Consider the following 20,097-nt stretch of genomic DNA (forward strand, 5'->3'; position numbering starts at 1 on the left):
AGACATAATGTCTGATAGCGTAGCGTGGCGTAAGCCATATCAGGATACCCAGGATTATAGGATTTACAGGATTTTATTCTCTACATCAAATAGAGCATCAATCAATAATTTACTTGATCAATATCAGTGTGAATAAAATCATTACCTTTGAATAATAAAGGTTGATTTGTAGATTTTGCTAAAGCATAAGAAAAGCAATCTCCCATATTCAGTTTTGCAGGATGACGGCCTTTACCAAATTTCAAGAATGCTGCACTTGCTAATTGTGCCTGTTCTACAGTAAAAGGTACAATTGTTATAGATAATGCTGCAATTAATAAATTCAAATTTTCTACACCTTGCTGACCATGTTTAGTACCTAAAACGATAGATGCTTCCACATAACCTGGAGAAGAAAGTAAACAATTTACACTTTCGTTAATAAGTTCAATAAATATCAATTCTTCAGGTTCAGCATAAATAATTGCCATAATAGCAGAAGTATCAATAACCATTATTCTGGGATTCCAAATTCGTTATAACCAATAATTTCATCAGGAGTTCTGCTATCAAGAACTGGTAAATTTCTAATCTGATGACAAATACTCCGAACAAGATTAATATCAATTTTGTTCTCTTTGCGATTTGGTAAGGAAATAGGATGAGCTTGATATAAAAGTTTTCCTGTTATTTCCATCCCGGCAAAATTTGGGGGAAGTTTCAGATATAAACAACCATTTTCATCTACACGAGCATCAAAATTAATTTGTTGCATTGTCTTTTCTGATCAATTTAATTACGGAATTTTTGATTTTACCTCTATTGTGATTGTAACATATTGTCTGATAGCGTAGCGTGGCGTAAGCCATATCAGGATACCCAGGATTAAAGGATTTACAGGATGATTATTTGATAATTACTAGACGTGAATGATGTATTGATTATTACACTAATTTGATAACAATTAACCTTTTGTCTGAATCAGGATAACCAGGATTAAAGGATTTACAGGATGATTATTTGATAATTACTAGACGTGAATAATGTATTGATTATTACAGTAATTTGATAAAAATTAACCTTTTTCTATACTAATCATCAACACCTAACCAATAATTAAACAATCACATCCTGTACATCCTGAAATCCTGGACATCCTGATTCAGACAACAATATGCTATTTTTAATACAGCATACATGAAACCAATCATTAACCAATCATGAATAATCCACAACAACCGCGAGAATACGATGCTGTGCTTGGTGGTAATAGTCCATCAATGGAAGGTGCAGCCGTTTTAGGTGGTATTGAAGGGGTAAAATTACGGTTTAAAAATCCAGATGCAAAGGTGAGAATTGCTGCACTTGAGCAAGCATTGAATTATGGAGAACAGGGTTTAGATTTAGTAATTGCAGGTTTAAAGGATGAATCTGTAGAAGTTCAGATCCAAACTTATCATATATTAAATTCTCGAATAGAACCAAAGGCAAAACAAGCAGCTTTGAATTTTAATCCTCAAGGGTTAAAACTAGAACAAATTCAAGTAGTAACAGTCAACAAATTTGGAGAAATCATTCAGCGTCAGCAACGTATAGCCAGATATTTTATAGAAGATTTGGGTAATGGTGTCAAATTAGAAATGGCTGCAATTCCAGGTGGTACTTTTATGATGGGTTCACCGAAAAACGAAGAGGGAAGAAGTGATAATGAAATTCCTCAACATCAAGTTACAGTTCCTAGTTTCTTTATGGGAAAATATCCAATAACACAGGCACAATATCAAGCTATCACGGGAAATAACCCTTCTTGTTTCAAAGGTAGTAATCGCCCTGTTGAAAGAGTTAATTGGAATAATGCCGTGGTTTTCTGTGAAAAGTTAAGCCAAAAAATCGGAAAAACCTACAGGCTCCCAAGTGAAGCCGAATGGGAATATGCCTGTAGAGCGGGAACTACCACACCATTTCACTTTGGAGAGACGATTACAACGGATTTAGCTAACTATCATGGTAACTATACTTATGCCGATGTAGTTAAAGGAATTTACAGACAAGAAACAACAGAAGTAGGCCGCTTTGGAGTAACTAACAATTTTGGTTTGTATGATATGCACGGCAATATATCGGAATGGTGTCAAGATAATTGGCATACTAACTATGAAGGTGCGCCTACAGATGAAAGTGCATGGTTAAATAATACACAAGGTAGTGATAGAAAGCTGCTGCGTGGTGGTTCGTGGACTTACATTCCTGACGGTTGCCGTTCTGCTGATCGCTACCACCTCAACCTCTACCATTACGACAGCTATTTTGGTTTTCGGGTTGTATGTAGTGGTGCGGCGAGGACTTAGTAGCACTATGTACTTTTGCCCTCTTATTCTTTTCTTGTTTTACTTATTTCGCCTAGCGAGAAAATTTTTTGTCTGAATCAGGATAACCAGGATTATAGGATTTACAGGATTGTAATTTGATGGTTAATAGATGAGATTCATATATTTATTCTTCCATCTCACTTCATGAATATTCACTTTTCTCTATAAGAATCATCAACAACTAACAAATAATCAAACAATCACATCCTGTACATCCTCAAATCCTGGATATCCTGATTCTGACAATAATATGCTATTTTCAATACAGCATACATGAAACGAACAATTAACGAATCATGAATAATCCACAACAACCGCGAGAATACGATGCTGTGCTTGCTGGTAATAGTCCATCACTAGAAGGTGCAGCCGTTTTAGGTGGTATTGAAGGGGTAAAATTACGGTTGCAAAATCCAGATGCAAAGGTGAGAATTGCTGCACTTGAGCAAGCTTTGAATTATGGAGAACAGGGTTTAGATTTAGTAATTGCAGGTTTAAAAGATGAATCTTGGGATATTCAAAATACGGCTTATTTAATATTAAATTCTAGAACAGAACCAAGAATTAAGCAAATATTACAAAAGCCTAATCATGAAGGGTTAAAACTAGAACAAATAGAAGTAGTTACAGTTGACAAATTTGGGGAAATCATTCAACGTCAGCCGCGTGTAGCTAGATATTTTATAGAAGATTTAGGTAATGGTGTAAAATTAGAAATGGCGGCAATTCCTGGTGGTACTTTTATGATGGGTTCACCGGAAAATGAATTAAAAAGACGTGATAATGAAAGTCCTCAGCATCAAGTTACAGTTCCTAGTTTCTTCATAGGAAAATATCCGGTAACACAGGCACAATATCAAGCTATTATGGGAACTAACCCTTCTCGTTTCAAAGGTAGTAATCACCCTGTTGAAGTCGTTAAGTGGCATGATGCAGTTAATTTCTGTGAAAAGTTAAGCCAAAAAATCGGAAACTCCTACAGACTGCCAAGTGAAGCTGAATGGGAATATGCTTGTAGAGCGGGAACTACCACACCATTTCACTTTGGAGAGATGATTACAACGGATTTAGCTAACTATAATGGTAATTATACTTATGGACAAGGACGCAAAGGAATTTACAGAAAAGAACATGAAACAACAGAAGTAGGTAGCTTTGGAGTAGCTAACAATTTTGGGTTGTATGATATGCACGGCAACGTATGGGAATGGTGTCAAGATAATGGGCATAGTAACTATGAAGGTGCGCCTACAGATGGAAGCGCATGGCTAGATACTGAAAAGAATACTAACAGAAGGCTGCTGCGCGGTGGTTCGTGTTACTTATATCCTGATAATTGCCGTTCTGCTTATCGCCACTTCAACATCCTCGATTACTATTACGCCGATTTTGGTTTTCGGGTTGTATGTAGTGGTGCGGCGAGGACTTAGCAGCACTATGCGCTTTTGTCCTCTTGCTCTTTTTTTTCTTACCTACTTCGCATAGCGAAAAAAATTTTTGTCAGCATCAGGATATCCATTTTATCCTAATTTAAGATTATATAAATCTGTCCTGTCATTTATTGTTAATTCTTCAATTGCCTGAATATTCAATTCTTCTATTTGAAATACATACTCGGTAAATTGAACTATGATTTCGATAAATTCACACCAGAGAATATTCGACCATAATTCACCTTTTGACATCCAATCCTTAAATTTTTGTACCTTTTCTTCACGGTTTTGATGAACTAATTCACCGTTAATAAATGTGTCAAATATATCTCTGTTTATTAATTTATTAGGCAACAAATCTGTACTATCACTTTGATCATAAAATATAGGTGACGAATATGTAAAATATTTAATATCATCATTATCAGGTGACGGGTATATACTTTTACCATAAAGCAAATTATGAATTTCTTGACGAGTTATTTCACGTTCATCATTTCCGCAATAACCAAGTTTTGATTCGGAATCTAAGAAAGTATTAAGTTTAGAATTTATAATTTTATAGCGTTCCTTCAATTCTTCTGATAATGGTAGTTTGTAATAAATAGTATCTATTTTCTTCTTCTTCTTTAACAAACTAGTGTCTTCATTAGTTACAAAGAAAAATCTAAGTAGTGAAACAAATCCATCTATAAGTTCTCTATCTGGTCCTTCCATTTCAGTTTTATCAACTAACCCATCTGAGTTCAAACTAATTTTAAGCTTCAAGTCAGATAATGCGTTTATAAATCTTTCTTTTCTTTTGAATTTATCTGCTAGTTCATTAAACTTATTTAATAATTCTATGTCTTTATTGAATTCTTGTATGGCTGCCATATTTTTACCTTTTTTATTTCTAGAATCTATTTGGTATCTAGGCGATTGCGAAATTTGATTAGGGAGGATTTTTATATTATAGCAACCGTAGACACAGAAACAAAAACTTGATATATTTAATAATTAAGCTTTTATATATACTAATAAATAAACATAAGTTATGAATAACCCAAAAATCAACCCCCATCAACAACTACTCCAACAAATAGACTTAATGCTTCGCGCCCGCTATCCCCTACTATATATAGTCGGAGTCGAAGAAGAACCAATAGAACAAGTCCTCCAACAACTCACCCAAATATCCCAGACACCACGACAACTATTATTATGGGATATCGTCACCGGTTGGGATGACAACGGAACTGATAAAGGTTCAGTCATGGGTGCATTATCAAGAATTACCAAAACCCCAGAAAATACAACCACAATTTTTGTATTGCGAGACATACATTTTATCCTCAAAAACCACGAAATAGAAAAAAATGCTCCCGTAATTCGTGCCATCAAAAACCTCACCCGTCAACTCAAACGCACACGCCAAACCCTCATCCTCACCAGTCATACTTTAACCATTCCCCCAGAACTACAAGAAGAAATTACAGTAATTGATTTTCCTTTACCCAACATCCAAGAAATAGATTATTTAATTCATCAATTAATAGTCCCCGAAAAACTTAACTTAAATGGACTAGGAAAAGAACAATTAATCAAAGCCTGTCAAGGATTAAGTCGCGCCAGAATTAGAAGAGTTTTAGCCGCCGCTTTAGCAGCAAAAGGACAAGTCAACGAATCAGATATTGATAGAGTTTTAGAAGAGAAAAAACAAGCAGTTCGCCAAACAGGAATATTAGAATTTTACACAGCCAATGAATCATTAAAAAACGTCGGAGGTTTAGAAAATCTTAAACAGTGGGTGCGAATGCGTCAAGATGCTTTTACCGAAGAAGCACGACGTTATGGAATACCCAACCCCAAAGGCGTTTTATTAGTAGGAATCCAAGGAACAGGTAAATCATTATCAGCCAAAACTATCGCCCATGAATGGCGTTTACCATTGTTACGTTTAGACGTGGGGAGATTATTTGGGGGAATAGTTGGAGAAAGTGAAAATCGCATTCGCCAAATGATTCAATTAGCAGAAGCAATATCACCCTGTGTATTATGGATGGATGAAATAGATAAAGCATTTGGTAATATTAATAGTGGTGTAGATGGTGACTCTGGAACATCGCGCCGGGTATTTGGTACACTCATTACCTGGATGCAAGAAAAAACCAGTCCGGTGTTTATGGTGGCTACTGCTAATAATGTGCAAATATTACCAGCCGAGTTATTAAGAAAAGGGCGATTTGATGAAATATTCTTTTTAAATTTACCCACAGAAAAAGAACGCCATGATATTTTTAAAGTCCACATTCAAAAAATCCGTCCTTCCCGACTGCGAGAATTTGATTTACAGAAACTTGCCAAAAATAGCGAAAACTTTAGCGGTGCAGAAATTCAACAAGTAATTATTGATGGAATGCACCGCGCTTTTGGTAGTTTAATTGATGGTAATAGGAGGGATTTTCATACGGAAGATATTTTAGCTGCAATATCGGAAACTGTTCCTTTGGCGGCTATTGCTAAGGAACAAATTGCTAATTTAAAACGCTGGGCTGCGGAAGCTGGCGCAAGAACGGCTTCTATTGATACACTATTAATTGAGGAGTTAAAGGTTTATTCTCAGCAGCAAGGTTTGGGTCCTTTGGAGGTGGATTAATAATTCGTAATTCGTAATTAACTCGTTCCTTGTCTCTGGCAAGGAATGCAAAAAAGAGGCTCTGCCTCGATATAAAATAGAGGTAGAACCTCTAAAACTGCATTCCCAGTCTGGAGACTGGGAACGAGGAAAAGGAAGCGTTTGCGTAGCGTCCTGTAGGGATAGGGAAGAGAGTTTAAGAGAGTTTTTATTAGGAGTTGATTTTTTATGTCTCATTTTACAACTATTAAGGTGCAAATTAAACAGGGTGAAGTGCTGTATCAAGTATTAAAGGAGTTGGGTTATCAAGTTGAACAAAATACTCAAGTTCGGGGTTATAGGGGTGATACAACAAATGCTGAATATGTGATTAAGCAATCTAATGGTTATGATTTGGGTTTTCGTAAAAATGGAGAAAGTTATGAATTAGTGGCAGATTTTTGGGGTGCGAAAATTAATCAACAGGAGTTTATTAATAGTATTAGTCAAAAGTACGCCCATAAAACTTTGATGGAAACGATACAAACTGAGGGTTTTAATGTGGAGGAAGAGGAAGTATTAGCAGATGGTACGGTGCGGGTTGTTGTTGGTAAATGGGTTTAGAGAATATTATATTTAGTCCACGAAGGTGGACTTTGTTTGTGTAGCCGCGTTCGCCCTTGGCGTTGCAAAGCAATATTATATTCGCCCGGATTTATTAACCTTATTAAAAAAGAAAAATCATTATGGCTGAATATCAAAAAGTTGAATATCGCATTGGTAAAGATGGTAAAATTGTGGAAAAGGTTTTAAATGCAACTGGTTCTAGTTGTGTGGAAACAACAAAAGGGTTAGAAAAATCCTTGGGAGAAATAGAATCTCAGAAATTGTTATCAGAATATTATCAAGATGATGAGTTAATTACCACTTCAGAAAATCAATCTTTACAACAACAATAATTCCTCGTTCCTTGTCTCTGAGAAGGAATGCAATATAGAGGCTCTGCCTCTTCTGATAAAATAGAGGTAGAACCTCTAGAATTGCATTCCCAGTCTGGAGACTGGGAACAAGAAAACGAGAAAATAAACTATAAATACTCGTTCCTTGTTTCTGACAAGGAATGCAATATAGAGGCTCTGCCTCTTCTGATAAAATAGAGGTAGAACCTCTAGGATTGCATTCCCAGTCTGGAGACTGGGAACGAGAATAAAAAGTCGGGGATTTGCAGACAAACTACATAAACAAATAATATGCTAGAACAAATTAATAATATTGCTTTTGCTGTAATTCTCGTAATCATCGTTTATATTATTCTGCGGATATTATTCCCAGAAAATAATCAAGATACATCTAATAATAATGAATCTGTAACCTCTCCAGACACAGAACAGAAGATTAAAGAGTTAGAAATTCAATGTCAACGACTAAGGGAGGAATTAAAACAACAATCTCAACAACTACAAAGCGATTTTCAAAATGAAACCTTTACCCAATTACAAACCTTACTCAGCAACTATCCTACAGTCAAAAAAATGGCTTTAGCTAAACCTGAATTACCAGCTAAAAACCTAATTTCCCTATTTACATCTTTAGATAATTTAATTACAAGTTGGGGTTATAATGCTATTGGTGAAACTTGGGAACAGGTTAATTATAATCCCCAATTACATCAAGCTGATAGTGATGATATTCAAGAAGAGGAATTAGTCTATATTCGTTTTATTGGTTATCAAAATGGTGATAAAATTCTCTATCCTGCTAAGGTTAGTCGCACTCTACCCGCAGGATTTGATAATAATTAAATGATAATATCGTAGGTTGGGTTAAGCAAAGCGCAACCCAACATCATATATTTTGTTCGCGCAAAGATGCAAAGAATTTATCTATTCTGTTTAAACTCAGCATGATGATATTATTTATTGTTTTTGTTGGGTTTCGTTCCTCAACCCAACCTACTATTAATTATGACTATTGTTGCAATTGATTTTGGTACAAGTAATACTGTAATTAGTATTTTAGAAGCTGATACTCAATTACCTAAAAGTTTACGTTTTCCTAATTTATCCCGTGTATTTGTGGGTGTGACTTCTCAAGGTGAAAGATTAGAACTTCCGGTTATTCCTAGTTTATTATTTATTAAATCAACTGATAATATTATATTGGGTGAAGGTGTGAAAAGTCAACGTTTAGGACTTTCTCAAAATTACCCTCCTGAAAGGTTATTTAAAAAGTTTAAACGTGATTTGGCTGGAGATTATCAACCACCACCACGTCAAATAGAGGGAATTAATTATAATTCTGTTTCCGTTTCTGAGTTGTTTATCCAAACTATTTGGACAGAAATTAAAAAACAAAATATTGAACCTAGTCATTTAGTTTTTACTGTTCCTGTTGGTGCTTTTGAACGTTATTTAGATTGGTTTCGAGAGTTAGGTAATAAGTTAAATGTTCCCCAAGTCTCAGTTATAGATGAATCTACAGCAGCAGCTTTGGGATATGCTGTGAAATCTCCTGGTAAGTTAATTTTAGTTGTAGATTTTGGTGGGGGAACTCTGGATTTAAGCTTAGTGAGAACTGTTGCAAATTCTCATCAGAATCATAATTTACGTGCTGAGGTTTTAGCTAAGTCGGAAGCTTATGTTGGTGGTGAAGATATTGATGTTTGGATAGTTGATGATTATTTGCGTTCTCAAAATCTCACACCTGAACAAATTGGTAAAATCAGTTATCAAAACCTCCTAGAAATTGCAGAACGTTTAAAAATTCAATTATCAAAAAATCAATCTGTAGCTGAAAGTTGGTTTGATGATGAATATTTTATGTCTTATGAATTAAAAATTAATCGAGAAAAGTTAGAAGAGATTTTAGAATATAGACAGTTTTTACAACAGTTACGAGATGCGTTAGATGAAGTTTTAACCTTTGCACTCAGAAAAGGTATTTCTAAAAACGATATTGAACAAGTTTTATTAGTGGGAGGAAGTTGTTTAATTCCCGCAGTTCAACAATTAATAATCTCTTATTTTGGTAAAAATAAAGTAAAATTAGATAAGCCTTTTGATGCTGTATGTCATGGTGCGTTAGCAATAACGCAGATTACTGAAATAGATGATTTTCTCCGTCATAGTTACGCAATTAGATTATGGGAAAGTTATAGCAAAAGTTATATTTATCATCGGTTATTTACCAAAGGTGACAAATATCCTTGTCAACGTCAAGAATGGTTAAATCTGCAAGTTGCTAATCATGGACAAAAAGAGATTCGTTTAGATATTGGTGAATTAGGTGATATGTCACAAACAGAAATTGCTTTTGATGCTTCAGGAAAAATGACTTGCAGCACTCTTCAACATCAAGAAAGTTACCGTTCTTTAGATACTCAAAATCAACAGGTTTGTGTCGCTAAACTTAACCCACCTGGCGAAGCGGGAATTGATAGAATATCGGTGTTATTTGAGGTTGATTCTCGACGGACTTTATTAGCCACTGTGAAGGATTTATTAACAGGAGAGGTGTTGGTGAATAGGAGTGCAATTTATAATTTAAACTAATTTGTAATTAATCATAAATCTTCATTAAATATGATAGCAAATATGAGTTTATTCACACCAATTTACAAACAAATTATTTATGAAAAAACCATCCATATTTAGATTTAAAAGTATTACCCATCGGTTGATATTTAGTTGTGTTGTCGCCGCGATCGCTATTTATGGAGTTTCCTATTGGCAAGCCCGCAAACTGTCGCAGAAAATTGTGGGTGCTTGGATGATCGATTTAGCCCAGTCTCGCATCGATACTGCGGCCAATGAGATTGAAAGAAAACTGCAAGCCATTGAGCGGATTGTTCTGCTGTCGATTCAGACTCTTCAAAGAGCAGAGCAAAATGCCAATTCTGTTCAAACAAATGAATTCTTCCCACTGCTAAAAACCCTAGTCAAACAACAGCCTCAAGTACAGGCAATGGCGCTAATTGATGCCAGCAATATTTCTGTCACTGGATGGTACTATGATCGACAGGCAAAATATACGAGTCTTAATCCAGAAGCAAGCAAAATTTGGCTAACACGCTGTCAAATCAAGGGCAATACCCCATCACCGTTTTGGACGCAACCCCATCCCCTTCATCCATCAGGTAATGCGTTAGGCATCACCTATTGCGTTCCTTTAGCTGCTAATCGTAATTCAGCAACCAGGCGTTTGTTGGCGATTGAGATGAACCTGGATTGGGTAGCTCCTGCTTTAGCAGAAAAGTTAGCCCAGTCAGACGAAGTGCATTATCTCGAACTGGGTGATCCGTTTGTGTTGTCACCAGCAAATACACAGTGGATTGTCAAACCAGCAAACCCCCAATTGGATAATTCGTGGTTATCTCAGATAAATAATCCTAGGAATGACCGCCAACAAAGTCGGGGGTTGATTAATACCAGAACCAATTCTCAAGGGATGATGATCACGACTGCTGTAACCTCTACAGATTGGATTGTCGGCATCACATTTCCTGCTGCCAAGTTAGAGCAGTTTCAGCAGCAATACCTCTGGTTGATCATTGCCTCCATGTCAAAAGATATGCTGTTGATGTGTGTAGTGATTGCCTTCATTTCTCAATTGACTACGCGCCCTCTACGTGAACTCAACACCAGCACACAAGAAATGGCTATGGGCAACCTTGATACCAAGCTCCCCGCAGTTACTTCCGATGATGAAGTGGGGCGGTTAACCCAATCTTTTCGCCAAATGCGCGACTCTCTGCAACTCTATATCAGCAACCTCCAAGAGACAACTGCTGCTAAACAAAAACTAGAAAGCGAACTTTCTATTGCTGCCCAAATTCAGCGCACGATGGTTCCCCGAACTACTGTAGATAGCAGTCCTAATTCGCCATATCAGATATCTGCCTTATTGAAACCTGCGCGGATTGTGGGTGGTGATCTCTACGACTTTTTTCTCTTAGGAAGCGATCGCTTGTGCATAATTATTGGCGATGTCGCTGACAAAGGATTTCCAGCAGCACTGCTAATGGCACGCACAGTCACCTTAATTCGCACTCTCACCAAACCCTTCAATACCCCTAGCGAAATCCTGCACACCGTTAATCAGGAACTATGTGCCGAAAATGAAGAATGTTTATTTGTAACTGTATTTTGCGGTGTGATTGATTTACGCAGTGGCAAATTTACTTACGCCAGTGGCGGTCATGATGCCCCTTTATTGATACACAATCGACAAGTTCAGTATCTAGATTTGGAAACTAGTTCACCCCTAGGGTTATATGAAGATTCCGTATTTGCCGAAAGTGAATGTATACTTGCACCTAATGATTTAATCCTACTTTATACTGATGGCATCACAGAAGCTATGAACTGCGAGGGTGAGATATTTTCTGAAGCCCGGTTAATTGAGATTATTACCTCTTATCCACCCACCAATCCAGCCCGTGCAGTGCGAACAGTTGTACATTTTTGCCAACAGTTTGTGGGGGATGCACCGCAATCAGATGATATTACTTTGTTAGCTGTGCAGTATCTACCATCAAGTCCTTTTTCTCAAGCCACAAATGTTATGGAATGGAACCTGACTCTCAACAGCGAGTTAACCGAGTTGGAGGAAGTGAAACAAAGCTTAGGCAAGATTTTGCAAGCAGCTAGTCTGACTGTGCAATTAATTGAAGATGCCCAGTTAATTGTGGAAGAGGTTTTGGTCAATATTATTCAATATGGTTATGAGAATCGCAGCAACGGTTATATCGATTTGCGGATTGAAATCAATAATCAACAGTTGACGATGACTTTTAAAGATAGTGGTAAGCCTTTTAATCCCTTAACTGAAATTGCCTCACCAGATATGATGATGGATGATGAAGATCGCTCGCTGGGAGGATTTGGCTTTTTCTTGGTGCAAGAACTCGCAGAGCAAGTAGACTATGTTTATCTCAATGGTAAGAACATTTTGACAGTCCGGCAAGCGATCGCTCAATTAGCTTAGTAAAGCTTTGGGTAACATGGTGGCGAATTAACTATGAAAATTTAAACGCAAAGTGGCGCAGAGGTACACGCAGAGTTACGCTGAGAATCTGCTATGAATTAATGAAATATTATACTTAGAATCACCCAATTTTAGCTAAACTACAAATAAATACTTAATTGCCAGATAAAATCTATGCCATTGCAAATCCACATAGAAAATACTAACTCCAGTACCTTGTGTTTAGCTTTGGATGGTCAGCTTGATACGCTGACAGCTACTGATTTGGATACATCTATTCAAAAAAGCTTGACACCGAACACCCAAACTCTGATTTTAAATCTCCAGAACTTGAGTTTTATCTCTAGTGCTGGACTGAGAGTGTTGGCCAAAGCGCGAAAAACTATGACATCAAGAAAAGGCAAAGTATTTTTCACCCATCCTACCCCTCAAGTCAAGAAAGTATTTGATATTGTTAAAGCTGTGCCTCTCTCTGAGGTGTTTGCCAATACTCAGGAGTTAGATGCCTACTTAACAGCCATGCAAGCTAGTGTAGATGAGGAAAATAATTCGTAATACAGCCTACGGTTCCGTTAGGGATACGTAATTAAGTTTTGTAACGGAGATTTAGACCGCAAAAATTAGTTAAAAACACAACCGAATAATGCAGCAAAAATCTAGTTCACCCAACTGATTAAGCTGGCAATAAAAATGATGAATTTAATGTCGATGTTGGTAGTTACGGTTGGGTGAAGACAGCGCAACTACAAACTATATTTTTACAAAGTGTAAGTGAAGTCTTCCACCAACATCCCCGGAACTAAACTACCTCCTAATTGCCGATTTTCGTAAGTTCCGACTTCGGGAATAAATTCTTGAAAGTTGGTTAAATCAACTAAATTTTCTTCACCCCAAAAGCGGTAGAGACTTTCATCAAAACGCAGATTTTCAATGGGGGCGACTATTTCGCCATTTTCTACCCAAAAGCAAGCATAACGAGTCATGCCTGTAATTCTACCAGAAGGGCGATCGCTCCAATTTAAATAATGTAAATTAGAAACATATAATCCTGTATCTAAACTTGATAAAATATCCTCAAATGCTAAATTACCTCGACTTATTTCTGGTGCGCGTAAAGTTTCTGAACTATTAGCATGATTCGCAGATTTATTATATTCTTTTGCAGTGCGAGAATTAACCAGAGTATTTATTAAATTACCTTGTTCAATTAATATTAACTCTGATGCTGCCATTTCTCCTAACTCATTAAATCTAGGAACCAAACCTAGTTGGAAGTTTTCTTGCAAATTAAACTTTCGTGAAAGTTGTTTCTCTTGACGTGATAAAACACCTAAAGCACTATTACCTTGTTGAATATCAGCTTCACTAATAGCACCCCAAGAAAGCATATTCAATAAATCTGCAACCGCAGCGGGTGCGAAATAAGTTTTGTATTTTCCTCTTGGTAATTCTTTGACTGGACGAGATAGCATTGGTAATTGCTTTTTACCATCATTTATTTTGGCTAGATAAGCAGATTCATCCCAATTGCTGCCAGCAAAAGTTCCTTTAACAGCTTGTCCTGATTCCATAAACAAAGAATAGTCTAAAGTAAAAGAATCAGTAGCAAACCAGTGTTTTTGTCCGCTAGAATCGCCATAAGCTCGAATAATGACACCACCAGCATAGAGTCCTGTAAAATCTAAATCAGCTACTGATTCTAAGATATTAGTAACAACTATTTCTGGGGTTAATAATTTTCCTATATGTACTTCTCGACTAGTATTAGTTCCTGAGGGTAAAACCAAATAAGGGTCGATAGGTAATAAAGGCAATTCATCACGTAATTCTTGTAAAGCGGAGTAGGCTATTTGCCAATCTATTTCCCAATTTCCACTAAAGGGAAAATGACGAAAACTCCTGCGCTTATCTGCCATTAGAGTCAGTTCAATAGAGGCATCAGCCACAAAACCAGTTTGTCTAACCTTGGCATGATTGAAGCGAGTAAATTGACTGCCTTCACTATTCAACCTAACAGTAAAATGTTCACCTTCCGATTTTTTAATCAGCAGAGTTTCTATTAATTGATTAAAATTACTTTCTAAAATTGATAATTCTTCAACTTTCATAAATTACCCTAAAATCACAACAAGCAAATAGACAAAAACCCTCAGCGCACCTCCGCGCTAACCTCAGCGTACCTCTGCGTTTCAAAACTCCCCTCAACCTCCCCCAAAAACCTCCACATTAGCAAATACACAAACAGGAGAACCATGTCCAACCCAAATAGCCTGATTAGGTTCTCCCTTACCACAAAAAGGAGTCCCATACATTTGCCAATTAGAATCATTACCAACTTGAATTAAACTGTGCCAAAATTCTGGTGTTGTCGCCCGATAGTTGGGATTACGTAAAGTTTTGGTCAATTTACCGTTTTCAATTAACTTAGCGTATTCGCAACCAAATTGAAATTTGTAACGTTGATCATCTATTGACCAAGAACGGTTAGATTCCATGTAAACGCCATGTTCTATTCCTGATATAATTTCCTCAAATGTGGCATTTCCTGGTTCTAAATTTAAGTTAGCCATTCTATCTATTGCCGGTCGATTCCAGGAAGAAGCACGAGCGCAAGCAACACCTGGTAAATCTGCTCTGGCTTGACTTTCTAAACTGCCTAAACCGCGTTGTAGAATGCCTTCTTTAATGACATATTCTTTGGTAGCTACTGCACCAGTATCATCAAAACCATAACTAGCAAATTCACCTTCTACTGTGGGGTCAAAGGTAATATTCATTAAGGGCGAACCATATTCTAGTTTGCCAAAATCATCTTTTTTGACAAAGCTACCGCCAGCATAGTTGCGTTCATCTCCTAAAATGCGGTCAATTTCTAATGGATGACCGATACTTTCATGGATTTGCAGCATCATTTGGTCTGGTGCTAAAACTAAATTAGTGCGGATATTTGGGCATTCTTCGGCAGTTAATAATTCTAATGCCTGTTCGCCAACTTGCTGTACTTTATGCCATAAGATATCGGGTTTTAAAAGCTCCCATCCACCTTGATAAGAGTTTGCATGAGCGCCGTTATTGGTGCGTGGCTGGACGATTGCACCATCTTGAGCGATCGCACCAAAATGCGTATTGAGGGCGATAATTTTCTGATATACTTCTGAGCCGTTGCTGCTGACAAACCAAGTTTCTTTATCGCTAGTAGCCACCGTGGCGGTGGTTTGAACTATTTTATCGTTGATTTTTAGCTTTTGGCAAATGCGAATTAGTAAATCGTTGATTTCTCCTGGACTAACAGCATCTAATGGTTCAAGGAAGGGTGATTTATATTCACCGACAACTTTGGGACGTGTACTTTCACTAACGGGATATATCCACCATTCACTAGCTGCTAATGCTTGTTTATAGGCTATTTCGGCGGCAGTTTGCAGGGATGGTAATGCTAAGGAGTTGGTAGCAGCATAACCTAAACAGCCGTTTACCATCACTTCTAGCATGGCTCCCATCGTTAAGGATTGGCCGTTGCTTTGGGGTAATCCGTCACGAACATTATGGGATCTCGATGTCTCTTTTACGGCTCTAATTCCAATCCAATCGGCAGGAATGTTGAGTTGAGAAATTGCTTTTGTAAGTTCAGATAACATAGTTACAATTCAAAATTCTGAATTATTTTTTTCACGCAGAGACGCGGAGGCACAGAGAGGAATTTTTTAATTGATTATCTGTGCCAACGTGTACCTTCTTTGCTATCTATTAAGGTAACGCCTTTTGCTAATAGTTCATCACGAATGCGATCGCTTTCTGTAAAATTCTTGGCTTGACGCGCTGCTTGTCTTTCTTGAATTAAATCCTCAATTTCCCCATCACTAAAACTATCTTGGGGATGAGTTTCGGCTTCTGGCTGTGCGGTTAAACCTAAAACATCTGCTAAAGTGACTAGGGTTTGCCATTTTTGGAGTAATTCATTAGCTGGGGTTTCTGTTTTGCCTTGATGTACAATGATATTTCCCTCACGAATTAGTTCTTTGGCTAATTCAAAAATTACTGCTAACCCACCTGGGAAATTAAAGTCATCGTCAACGGCTTCTTTAAATCTCTCAATCTCCGAATTTTGGATTTTAAATTTTGGATTTTGGATGAGGTTAGATTCGTCCCAGCCTAGTTTTTTACTATGTTGATAACCGAAGAGTAAACCTTCTTTGATAGTATGCCAGCCGTTGGTTGCTGCTAATATAGCATCATCGGTAAAATCTATAGGCTTCCGATATTGTGCCATCATCACAAACAACCGCACCGCCATTGGATCTACACCTCGATCTAGCAACTGGCGAATCGTGATAAAATTACCCAAAGACTTGGACATTTTTTCACCATCTACCTTCACCATGCCGTTGTGTAACCAATAATTAGCAAGAGGTTTTCCAGTTACTGCTTCTGATTGGGCAATTTCGTTTTCATGGTGTGGGAAAATTAAGTCAGCACCACCAGCGTGGATGTCTATGGTATCACCCAAGCGATCGCGCACCATTGCCGAGCATTCAATATGCCATCCTGGGCGGCCTTTTCCCCAGGGAGACTCCCACGCGGGTTCGCCGGGTTTTGCAGCCTTCCACAGGGCAAAATCAAAGGGGTATTTCTTCTTTTGATATTCTGGATCTTCGACATTTACCCGTTCACTCGCACCTGCTTGCATATCTTCTAATTTGCGTCCTGAAAGTTTGCCATATTCCGCAAAACTTTGTACCGCATAATACACATCACCATCAGATGGATAAGCAAAACCTTTAGTTTCTAAATCGTGAATTAATCTTTGAATACCATTCATGGTATGTGTCGCACGGGGATATTCATCAGCTTCCTTAATTCCCAACCGGGACATATCCTCAAAATATGCTTGAATATAGCGTTCTGCAACAACTTCCATCGAAGAATTTTCTTCTCGTGCGCGTCTGAGAATTTTATCATCAATATCCGTAAAATTTTGGATATAGCGCACATCATAGCCGATAAACTGAAGATAGCGACGCACTACATCCCAGACAATGCACGCTCTAGCATGACCCAAATGGCAGTAATCATAAACCGTCACGCCGCAATAGTACATCTTAACCTTGCCAGGTTCGACGGTGGTAAACGGTTCTTGACGACGGGTGAGAGTATTGTAGAGAGTTAGGGTCATAACAGAGTAATGGGACAATCAGACGATAAACAATAATAACGCAAGTTGCTGGCGAGGGAGCAGACGAAAATTTTGTAACCTAATAATGGTTGTGAACATCTTGTAGGTTGGGTTAGAGACGGTAATTAATTTATAACGCTCACAGATAAATCATAAAACTGCGTCGTAACCCAACCCAACATTTGTGTTCACGATTCTTCATTTACGATCACTATAGTAATATTGTCAACACCCGGAGGTAAGGTATGATTCAAGCGTTACCCAAAACTAAACCAGTCACTTTTGAGGAATTTGTGCAATGGAAACCAGAAGAATGTCAGTACAAACTGGCGTGTTGATTATTTGAGTAAGGTTAAAGATTATGAGGAAATTGGGATTCCTGAATATTGGATTATTGATTACTTAGCTTTAGGTGGAACTCCCTATATAGGAAATCCCAAACAAGCAACTATTTCTATTTATAATTTAATCAATGGGGAATATCAAGTTAGTCAATTTAGAGAAAATGAAACTATAGTATCACCAACTTTCCCAGAATTGAGCTTAACTGCTAACCAGATTTTTCAAGCTGGTATATAAATATGTTACCTTAATGCCAACTAGCTAAAATCAAGATAAAATTTCAAATATACCACAATACACCAAAAGCCTACTTCATGACTATGCAAACAACAGTTAGTTCAGAATCTCACGCAATGGACGCTCCCAAACAAGGATTACCAGTAACCATTATTACGGGTTTTCTTGGTAGCGGTAAGACCACTTTACTCAACCATATTCTCACAAATCAGCAAGGTGTGAAAACTGCTGTTTTAGTGAATGAATTTGGCGAAATAGGTATTGACAACGAATTAGTTGTTTCCACTGATGAAAATATGGTGGAATTAAGTAATGGCTGTATTTGTTGCACCATTAATAATGACTTAGTTGATGCTGTTTACAAAGTTTTGGAAAGGGAAGAAAAGCTAGATTATTTAGTTGTAGAAACAACTGGTTTAGCAGATCCTTTACCTGTAGCTATGACATTTCTGGGTTCAGAATTACGAGATTTAACCCGGTTAGATTCTATTATTACTGTAGTTGATGCGGCAAATTATAGCTTGGATTTATTTAATTCTCAAGCCGCTTTAAGTCAAATTACCTATGGTGATGTAATCATTCTTAATAAGACAGATTTGGTTGATGAAACCACTTTGCAGGAATTGGAAAGAAAAATCAATGATGTCAAGGAAGGATCAAGAATTATTAGGACTACAAAATCCCAAGTTCCACTTCCTTTAATTCTCAGTGTGGGTTTGTTTGAGTCTGATAAATATTTTGATTCAGAGGAAGACAAACACGAAGAACATCACGACCATGATCATGATCATTCTACCTGTGGACATGACCATCATGAAGAACATGACGATCACGATCATTCTAACTGTGAACATGACCATCATAATCATGAACATCATCACCATCATTCCAACCACTTAGAAAATGATGGTTTTATTTCCATATCTTTCCAAAGTGAAAAACCTTTTTCTATTCGCAAGTTTCAATATTTTCTAGATAACCAATTACCCACAAATGTCTTTCGCGCTAAGGGGATTATGTGGTTTGATGAAAGTCCCCAACGTCATATTTTCCACCTTTGCGGTAAACGCTTCACCATTGATGATGATGAGTGGAAAGGTGAAAAGAAAAATCAGTTAGTGCTAATTGGTCAAAATCTAGATAGTGAAACTTTGCTCAAGCAAATAGAAAACTGTGTTTGTCTTCCTTCTACCAGTAGAGGTAAAGGATTTGGGAAATAGTAAATAGACAGTAGGTTGGGGAGCCATCGCTGTGGACGGGTTCCCCGGCTTGTGGCGAATGGCGTTTGACGCAAGGAAACCCAACATTTAAAAACTTTATTTAATCGCTGCAAGTTGAGTTTGATAAATGTGGATTTGATCTACCAAACCATTAATCCCAGGAACATCAAAACCATAACTTTTAAAACCCTTACCGACAGAATTAGTTAAAACCGCCGCACCTTTACCCTGATAGTAAACAGGAACAGGACGGTTTGCATGATTTCCCCAACCATATTTAACTTGAGGATCTGAACCCCAAAAATGACCAGCTTTTATAGGTTCAGATTCAGCAGTTAAAGCTTCTGCACCTTGGTTTTTTAGAAGTTCCCCAAAGTTGGGATTTAAATTTAGGTAATGGTCATGATCTGCGGTGACAATGAGGAGGTTATTTTCCCAACCACCGTTATTTTTAATCCAGTCAATTGTGGTTTTAACGGCTTTATCAAAATCCAATACTGTCCCAATTAAATTATCTAAGTTATCATCATGAGCAGCCCAATCAATATCACCACCTTCTACCATTAACCAAAATCCATCTTTGTCTTTAGATAAAACTTCTAAAGCGGCTTTAGTTAAATCCTGGAGAGTGGGATTTTCATTAATTTCTCTAGCAATAGACATCTCCGAAAAAGAATTAAATTATGGTATAAGAATATAAAAGTGTATTTTTTGGTAAGACGTTATGGGCAGTATATTTGAATATATTCAGAGCAATCCTCAC

Annotated in this window: 16 protein-coding genes and 2 pseudogenes; 11 read left to right on the plus strand and 7 right to left on the minus strand. The window is 37.3% G+C overall.

The features are described from left to right. Window positions 1–101 precede the first annotated feature (101 nt). A complete protein-coding gene (locus H6G68_RS17925; RefSeq protein WP_190907865.1) occupies window positions 102–494 on the minus strand; it encodes a type II toxin-antitoxin system VapC family toxin in 393 nt (130 codons plus the stop codon). Beyond that, complete coding sequence (locus tag H6G68_RS17930) at window positions 494–754, minus strand: hypothetical protein (protein WP_071188449.1); 261 nt, start codon at window positions 752–754, stop codon at window positions 494–496. Before H6G68_RS17930 ends, H6G68_RS17925 begins: the two co-directional genes overlap by 1 nt. Window positions 755–1,199: 445 nt before the next feature. Here H6G68_RS17930 and H6G68_RS17935 point away from each other — a divergent pair, with 445 nt between their 5' ends. Together H6G68_RS17935 and H6G68_RS17940 are read left to right on the plus strand one after the other, a co-directional pair. Further along, on the plus strand, window positions 1,200–2,327 hold the full coding sequence (locus H6G68_RS17935) for an SUMF1/EgtB/PvdO family nonheme iron enzyme (protein WP_190907866.1): 1,128 nt from the start codon (window positions 1,200–1,202) through the stop codon (window positions 2,325–2,327). Window positions 2,328–2,644: 317 nt separating this feature from the next. After that, window positions 2,645–3,778, plus strand: a complete 1,134-nt coding sequence (locus H6G68_RS17940) for an SUMF1/EgtB/PvdO family nonheme iron enzyme (RefSeq protein WP_190907867.1) — start codon at window positions 2,645–2,647, stop codon at window positions 3,776–3,778. Window positions 3,779–3,868: 90 nt separating this feature from the next. On the opposite strand, the gene H6G68_RS17945 is transcribed toward H6G68_RS17940, so the two are convergent. Continuing rightward, on the minus strand, window positions 3,869–4,657 hold the full coding sequence (locus tag H6G68_RS17945) for a hypothetical protein (protein ID WP_190907868.1): 789 nt from the start codon (window positions 4,655–4,657) through the stop codon (window positions 3,869–3,871). A gap of 160 nt (window positions 4,658–4,817) precedes the next feature. Here H6G68_RS17945 and H6G68_RS17950 point away from each other — a divergent pair, with 160 nt between their 5' ends. The 7 genes from H6G68_RS17950 to H6G68_RS17980 all read left to right on the plus strand — a co-directional run bounded on the left by H6G68_RS17950 (window position 4,818) and on the right by H6G68_RS17980 (window position 12,917). Continuing rightward, the gene (locus H6G68_RS17950; RefSeq protein ID WP_190907869.1) at window positions 4,818–6,419 is read left to right on the plus strand and encodes an AAA family ATPase; all 1,602 of its coding nucleotides are present in this window, start codon (window positions 4,818–4,820) and stop codon (window positions 6,417–6,419) included. Between the two features lie 207 nt (window positions 6,420–6,626). After that, the gene (locus tag H6G68_RS17955; RefSeq protein ID WP_190907870.1) at window positions 6,627–7,001 is read left to right on the plus strand and encodes a DUF1257 domain-containing protein; all 375 of its coding nucleotides are present in this window, start codon (window positions 6,627–6,629) and stop codon (window positions 6,999–7,001) included. A gap of 122 nt (window positions 7,002–7,123) precedes the next feature. Beyond that, window positions 7,124–7,336, plus strand: coding sequence for a DUF2997 domain-containing protein (locus H6G68_RS17960; protein ID WP_190907871.1), 213 nt, complete (start codon window positions 7,124–7,126; stop codon window positions 7,334–7,336). Window positions 7,337–7,627: 291 nt separating this feature from the next. Beyond that, window positions 7,628–8,179 (plus strand): nucleotide exchange factor GrpE, encoded by a 552-nt coding sequence (locus H6G68_RS17965; RefSeq protein ID WP_190907872.1) that lies wholly within the window; start codon window positions 7,628–7,630, stop codon window positions 8,177–8,179. 162 nt (window positions 8,180–8,341) lie between these two features. Beyond that, on the plus strand, window positions 8,342–9,928 hold the full coding sequence (locus H6G68_RS17970; protein ID WP_190907873.1) for an Hsp70 family protein: 1,587 nt from the start codon (window positions 8,342–8,344) through the stop codon (window positions 9,926–9,928). A gap of 79 nt (window positions 9,929–10,007) precedes the next feature. Beyond that, entirely contained in the window at window positions 10,008–12,362 is a 2,355-nt protein-coding gene (locus H6G68_RS17975) for an ATP-binding SpoIIE family protein phosphatase (protein ID WP_190907874.1), read from the plus strand. Between the two features lie 174 nt (window positions 12,363–12,536). Continuing rightward, window positions 12,537–12,917, plus strand: coding sequence for an STAS domain-containing protein (locus H6G68_RS17980; RefSeq protein WP_190907875.1), 381 nt, complete (start codon window positions 12,537–12,539; stop codon window positions 12,915–12,917). 203 nt (window positions 12,918–13,120) lie between these two features. Here the strand turns inward: H6G68_RS17980 and H6G68_RS17985 are convergent, their stop codons facing one another. The 3 genes from H6G68_RS17985 to cysS all read right to left on the minus strand — a co-directional run bounded on the left by H6G68_RS17985 (window position 13,121) and on the right by cysS (window position 17,535). Then, window positions 13,121–14,470 (minus strand): TldD/PmbA family protein, encoded by a 1,350-nt coding sequence (locus tag H6G68_RS17985; RefSeq protein ID WP_190907876.1) that lies wholly within the window; start codon window positions 14,468–14,470, stop codon window positions 13,121–13,123. A 93-nt stretch (window positions 14,471–14,563) separates the two neighbouring features. Beyond that, window positions 14,564–16,000, minus strand: a complete 1,437-nt coding sequence (locus H6G68_RS17990; RefSeq protein WP_190907877.1) for a TldD/PmbA family protein — start codon at window positions 15,998–16,000, stop codon at window positions 14,564–14,566. A 74-nt stretch (window positions 16,001–16,074) separates the two neighbouring features. Then, the gene (gene cysS / locus H6G68_RS17995; protein ID WP_190907878.1) at window positions 16,075–17,535 is read right to left on the minus strand and encodes a cysteine--tRNA ligase; all 1,461 of its coding nucleotides are present in this window, start codon (window positions 17,533–17,535) and stop codon (window positions 16,075–16,077) included. Window positions 17,536–17,850: 315 nt separating this feature from the next. Here cysS and H6G68_RS18000 point away from each other — a divergent pair. Beyond that, window positions 17,851–18,114 (plus strand): annotated as a pseudogene (locus tag H6G68_RS18000) (Uma2 family endonuclease); the annotation flags it as partial. Window positions 18,115–18,197: 83 nt separating this feature from the next. Continuing rightward, window positions 18,198–19,334 carry a CobW family GTP-binding protein gene (locus H6G68_RS18005; protein ID WP_190907880.1) on the plus strand — a complete coding sequence of 379 codons (1,137 nt, stop codon included), beginning with the start codon at window positions 18,198–18,200 and terminating at the stop codon, window positions 19,332–19,334. Between the two features lie 96 nt (window positions 19,335–19,430). Here H6G68_RS18005 and H6G68_RS18010 read toward each other — a convergent pair. Continuing rightward, a pseudogene (locus H6G68_RS18010) lies at window positions 19,431–19,991 on the minus strand (alkaline phosphatase); the annotation flags it as partial. Window positions 19,992–20,097 lie beyond the last annotated feature (106 nt).

Origin of the sequence: Anabaena catenula FACHB-362 (genome assembly GCF_014698735.1) — a bacterium.
GTDB classification, from domain to species: domain Bacteria; phylum Cyanobacteriota; class Cyanobacteriia; order Cyanobacteriales; family Nostocaceae; genus Anabaena; species Anabaena variabilis_A.

Coding starts and splice junctions, on each gene's coding strand:
- H6G68_RS17925 (WP_190907865.1), bottom strand. CDS start 494: ATGGTTATTGATACTTCTGCTATTATGGCAATTATTTATGCTGAACCT.
- H6G68_RS17930 (WP_071188449.1), bottom strand. CDS start 754: ATGCAACAAATTAATTTTGATGCTCGTGTAGATGAAAATGGTTGTTTA.
- H6G68_RS17935 (WP_190907866.1), top strand. CDS start 1,200: ATGAATAATCCACAACAACCGCGAGAATACGATGCTGTGCTTGGTGGT.
- H6G68_RS17940 (WP_190907867.1), top strand. CDS start 2,645: ATGAATAATCCACAACAACCGCGAGAATACGATGCTGTGCTTGCTGGT.
- H6G68_RS17945 (WP_190907868.1), bottom strand. CDS start 4,657: ATGGCAGCCATACAAGAATTCAATAAAGACATAGAATTATTAAATAAG.
- H6G68_RS17950 (WP_190907869.1), top strand. CDS start 4,818: ATGAATAACCCAAAAATCAACCCCCATCAACAACTACTCCAACAAATA.
- H6G68_RS17955 (WP_190907870.1), top strand. CDS start 6,627: ATGTCTCATTTTACAACTATTAAGGTGCAAATTAAACAGGGTGAAGTG.
- H6G68_RS17960 (WP_190907871.1), top strand. CDS start 7,124: ATGGCTGAATATCAAAAAGTTGAATATCGCATTGGTAAAGATGGTAAA.
- H6G68_RS17965 (WP_190907872.1), top strand. CDS start 7,628: ATGCTAGAACAAATTAATAATATTGCTTTTGCTGTAATTCTCGTAATC.
- H6G68_RS17970 (WP_190907873.1), top strand. CDS start 8,342: ATGACTATTGTTGCAATTGATTTTGGTACAAGTAATACTGTAATTAGT.
- H6G68_RS17975 (WP_190907874.1), top strand. CDS start 10,008: ATGAAAAAACCATCCATATTTAGATTTAAAAGTATTACCCATCGGTTG.
- H6G68_RS17980 (WP_190907875.1), top strand. CDS start 12,537: ATGCCATTGCAAATCCACATAGAAAATACTAACTCCAGTACCTTGTGT.
- H6G68_RS17985 (WP_190907876.1), bottom strand. CDS start 14,470: ATGAAAGTTGAAGAATTATCAATTTTAGAAAGTAATTTTAATCAATTA.
- H6G68_RS17990 (WP_190907877.1), bottom strand. CDS start 16,000: ATGTTATCTGAACTTACAAAAGCAATTTCTCAACTCAACATTCCTGCC.
- cysS (WP_190907878.1), bottom strand. CDS start 17,535: ATGACCCTAACTCTCTACAATACTCTCACCCGTCGTCAAGAACCGTTT.
- H6G68_RS18005 (WP_190907880.1), top strand. CDS start 18,198: ATGCAAACAACAGTTAGTTCAGAATCTCACGCAATGGACGCTCCCAAA.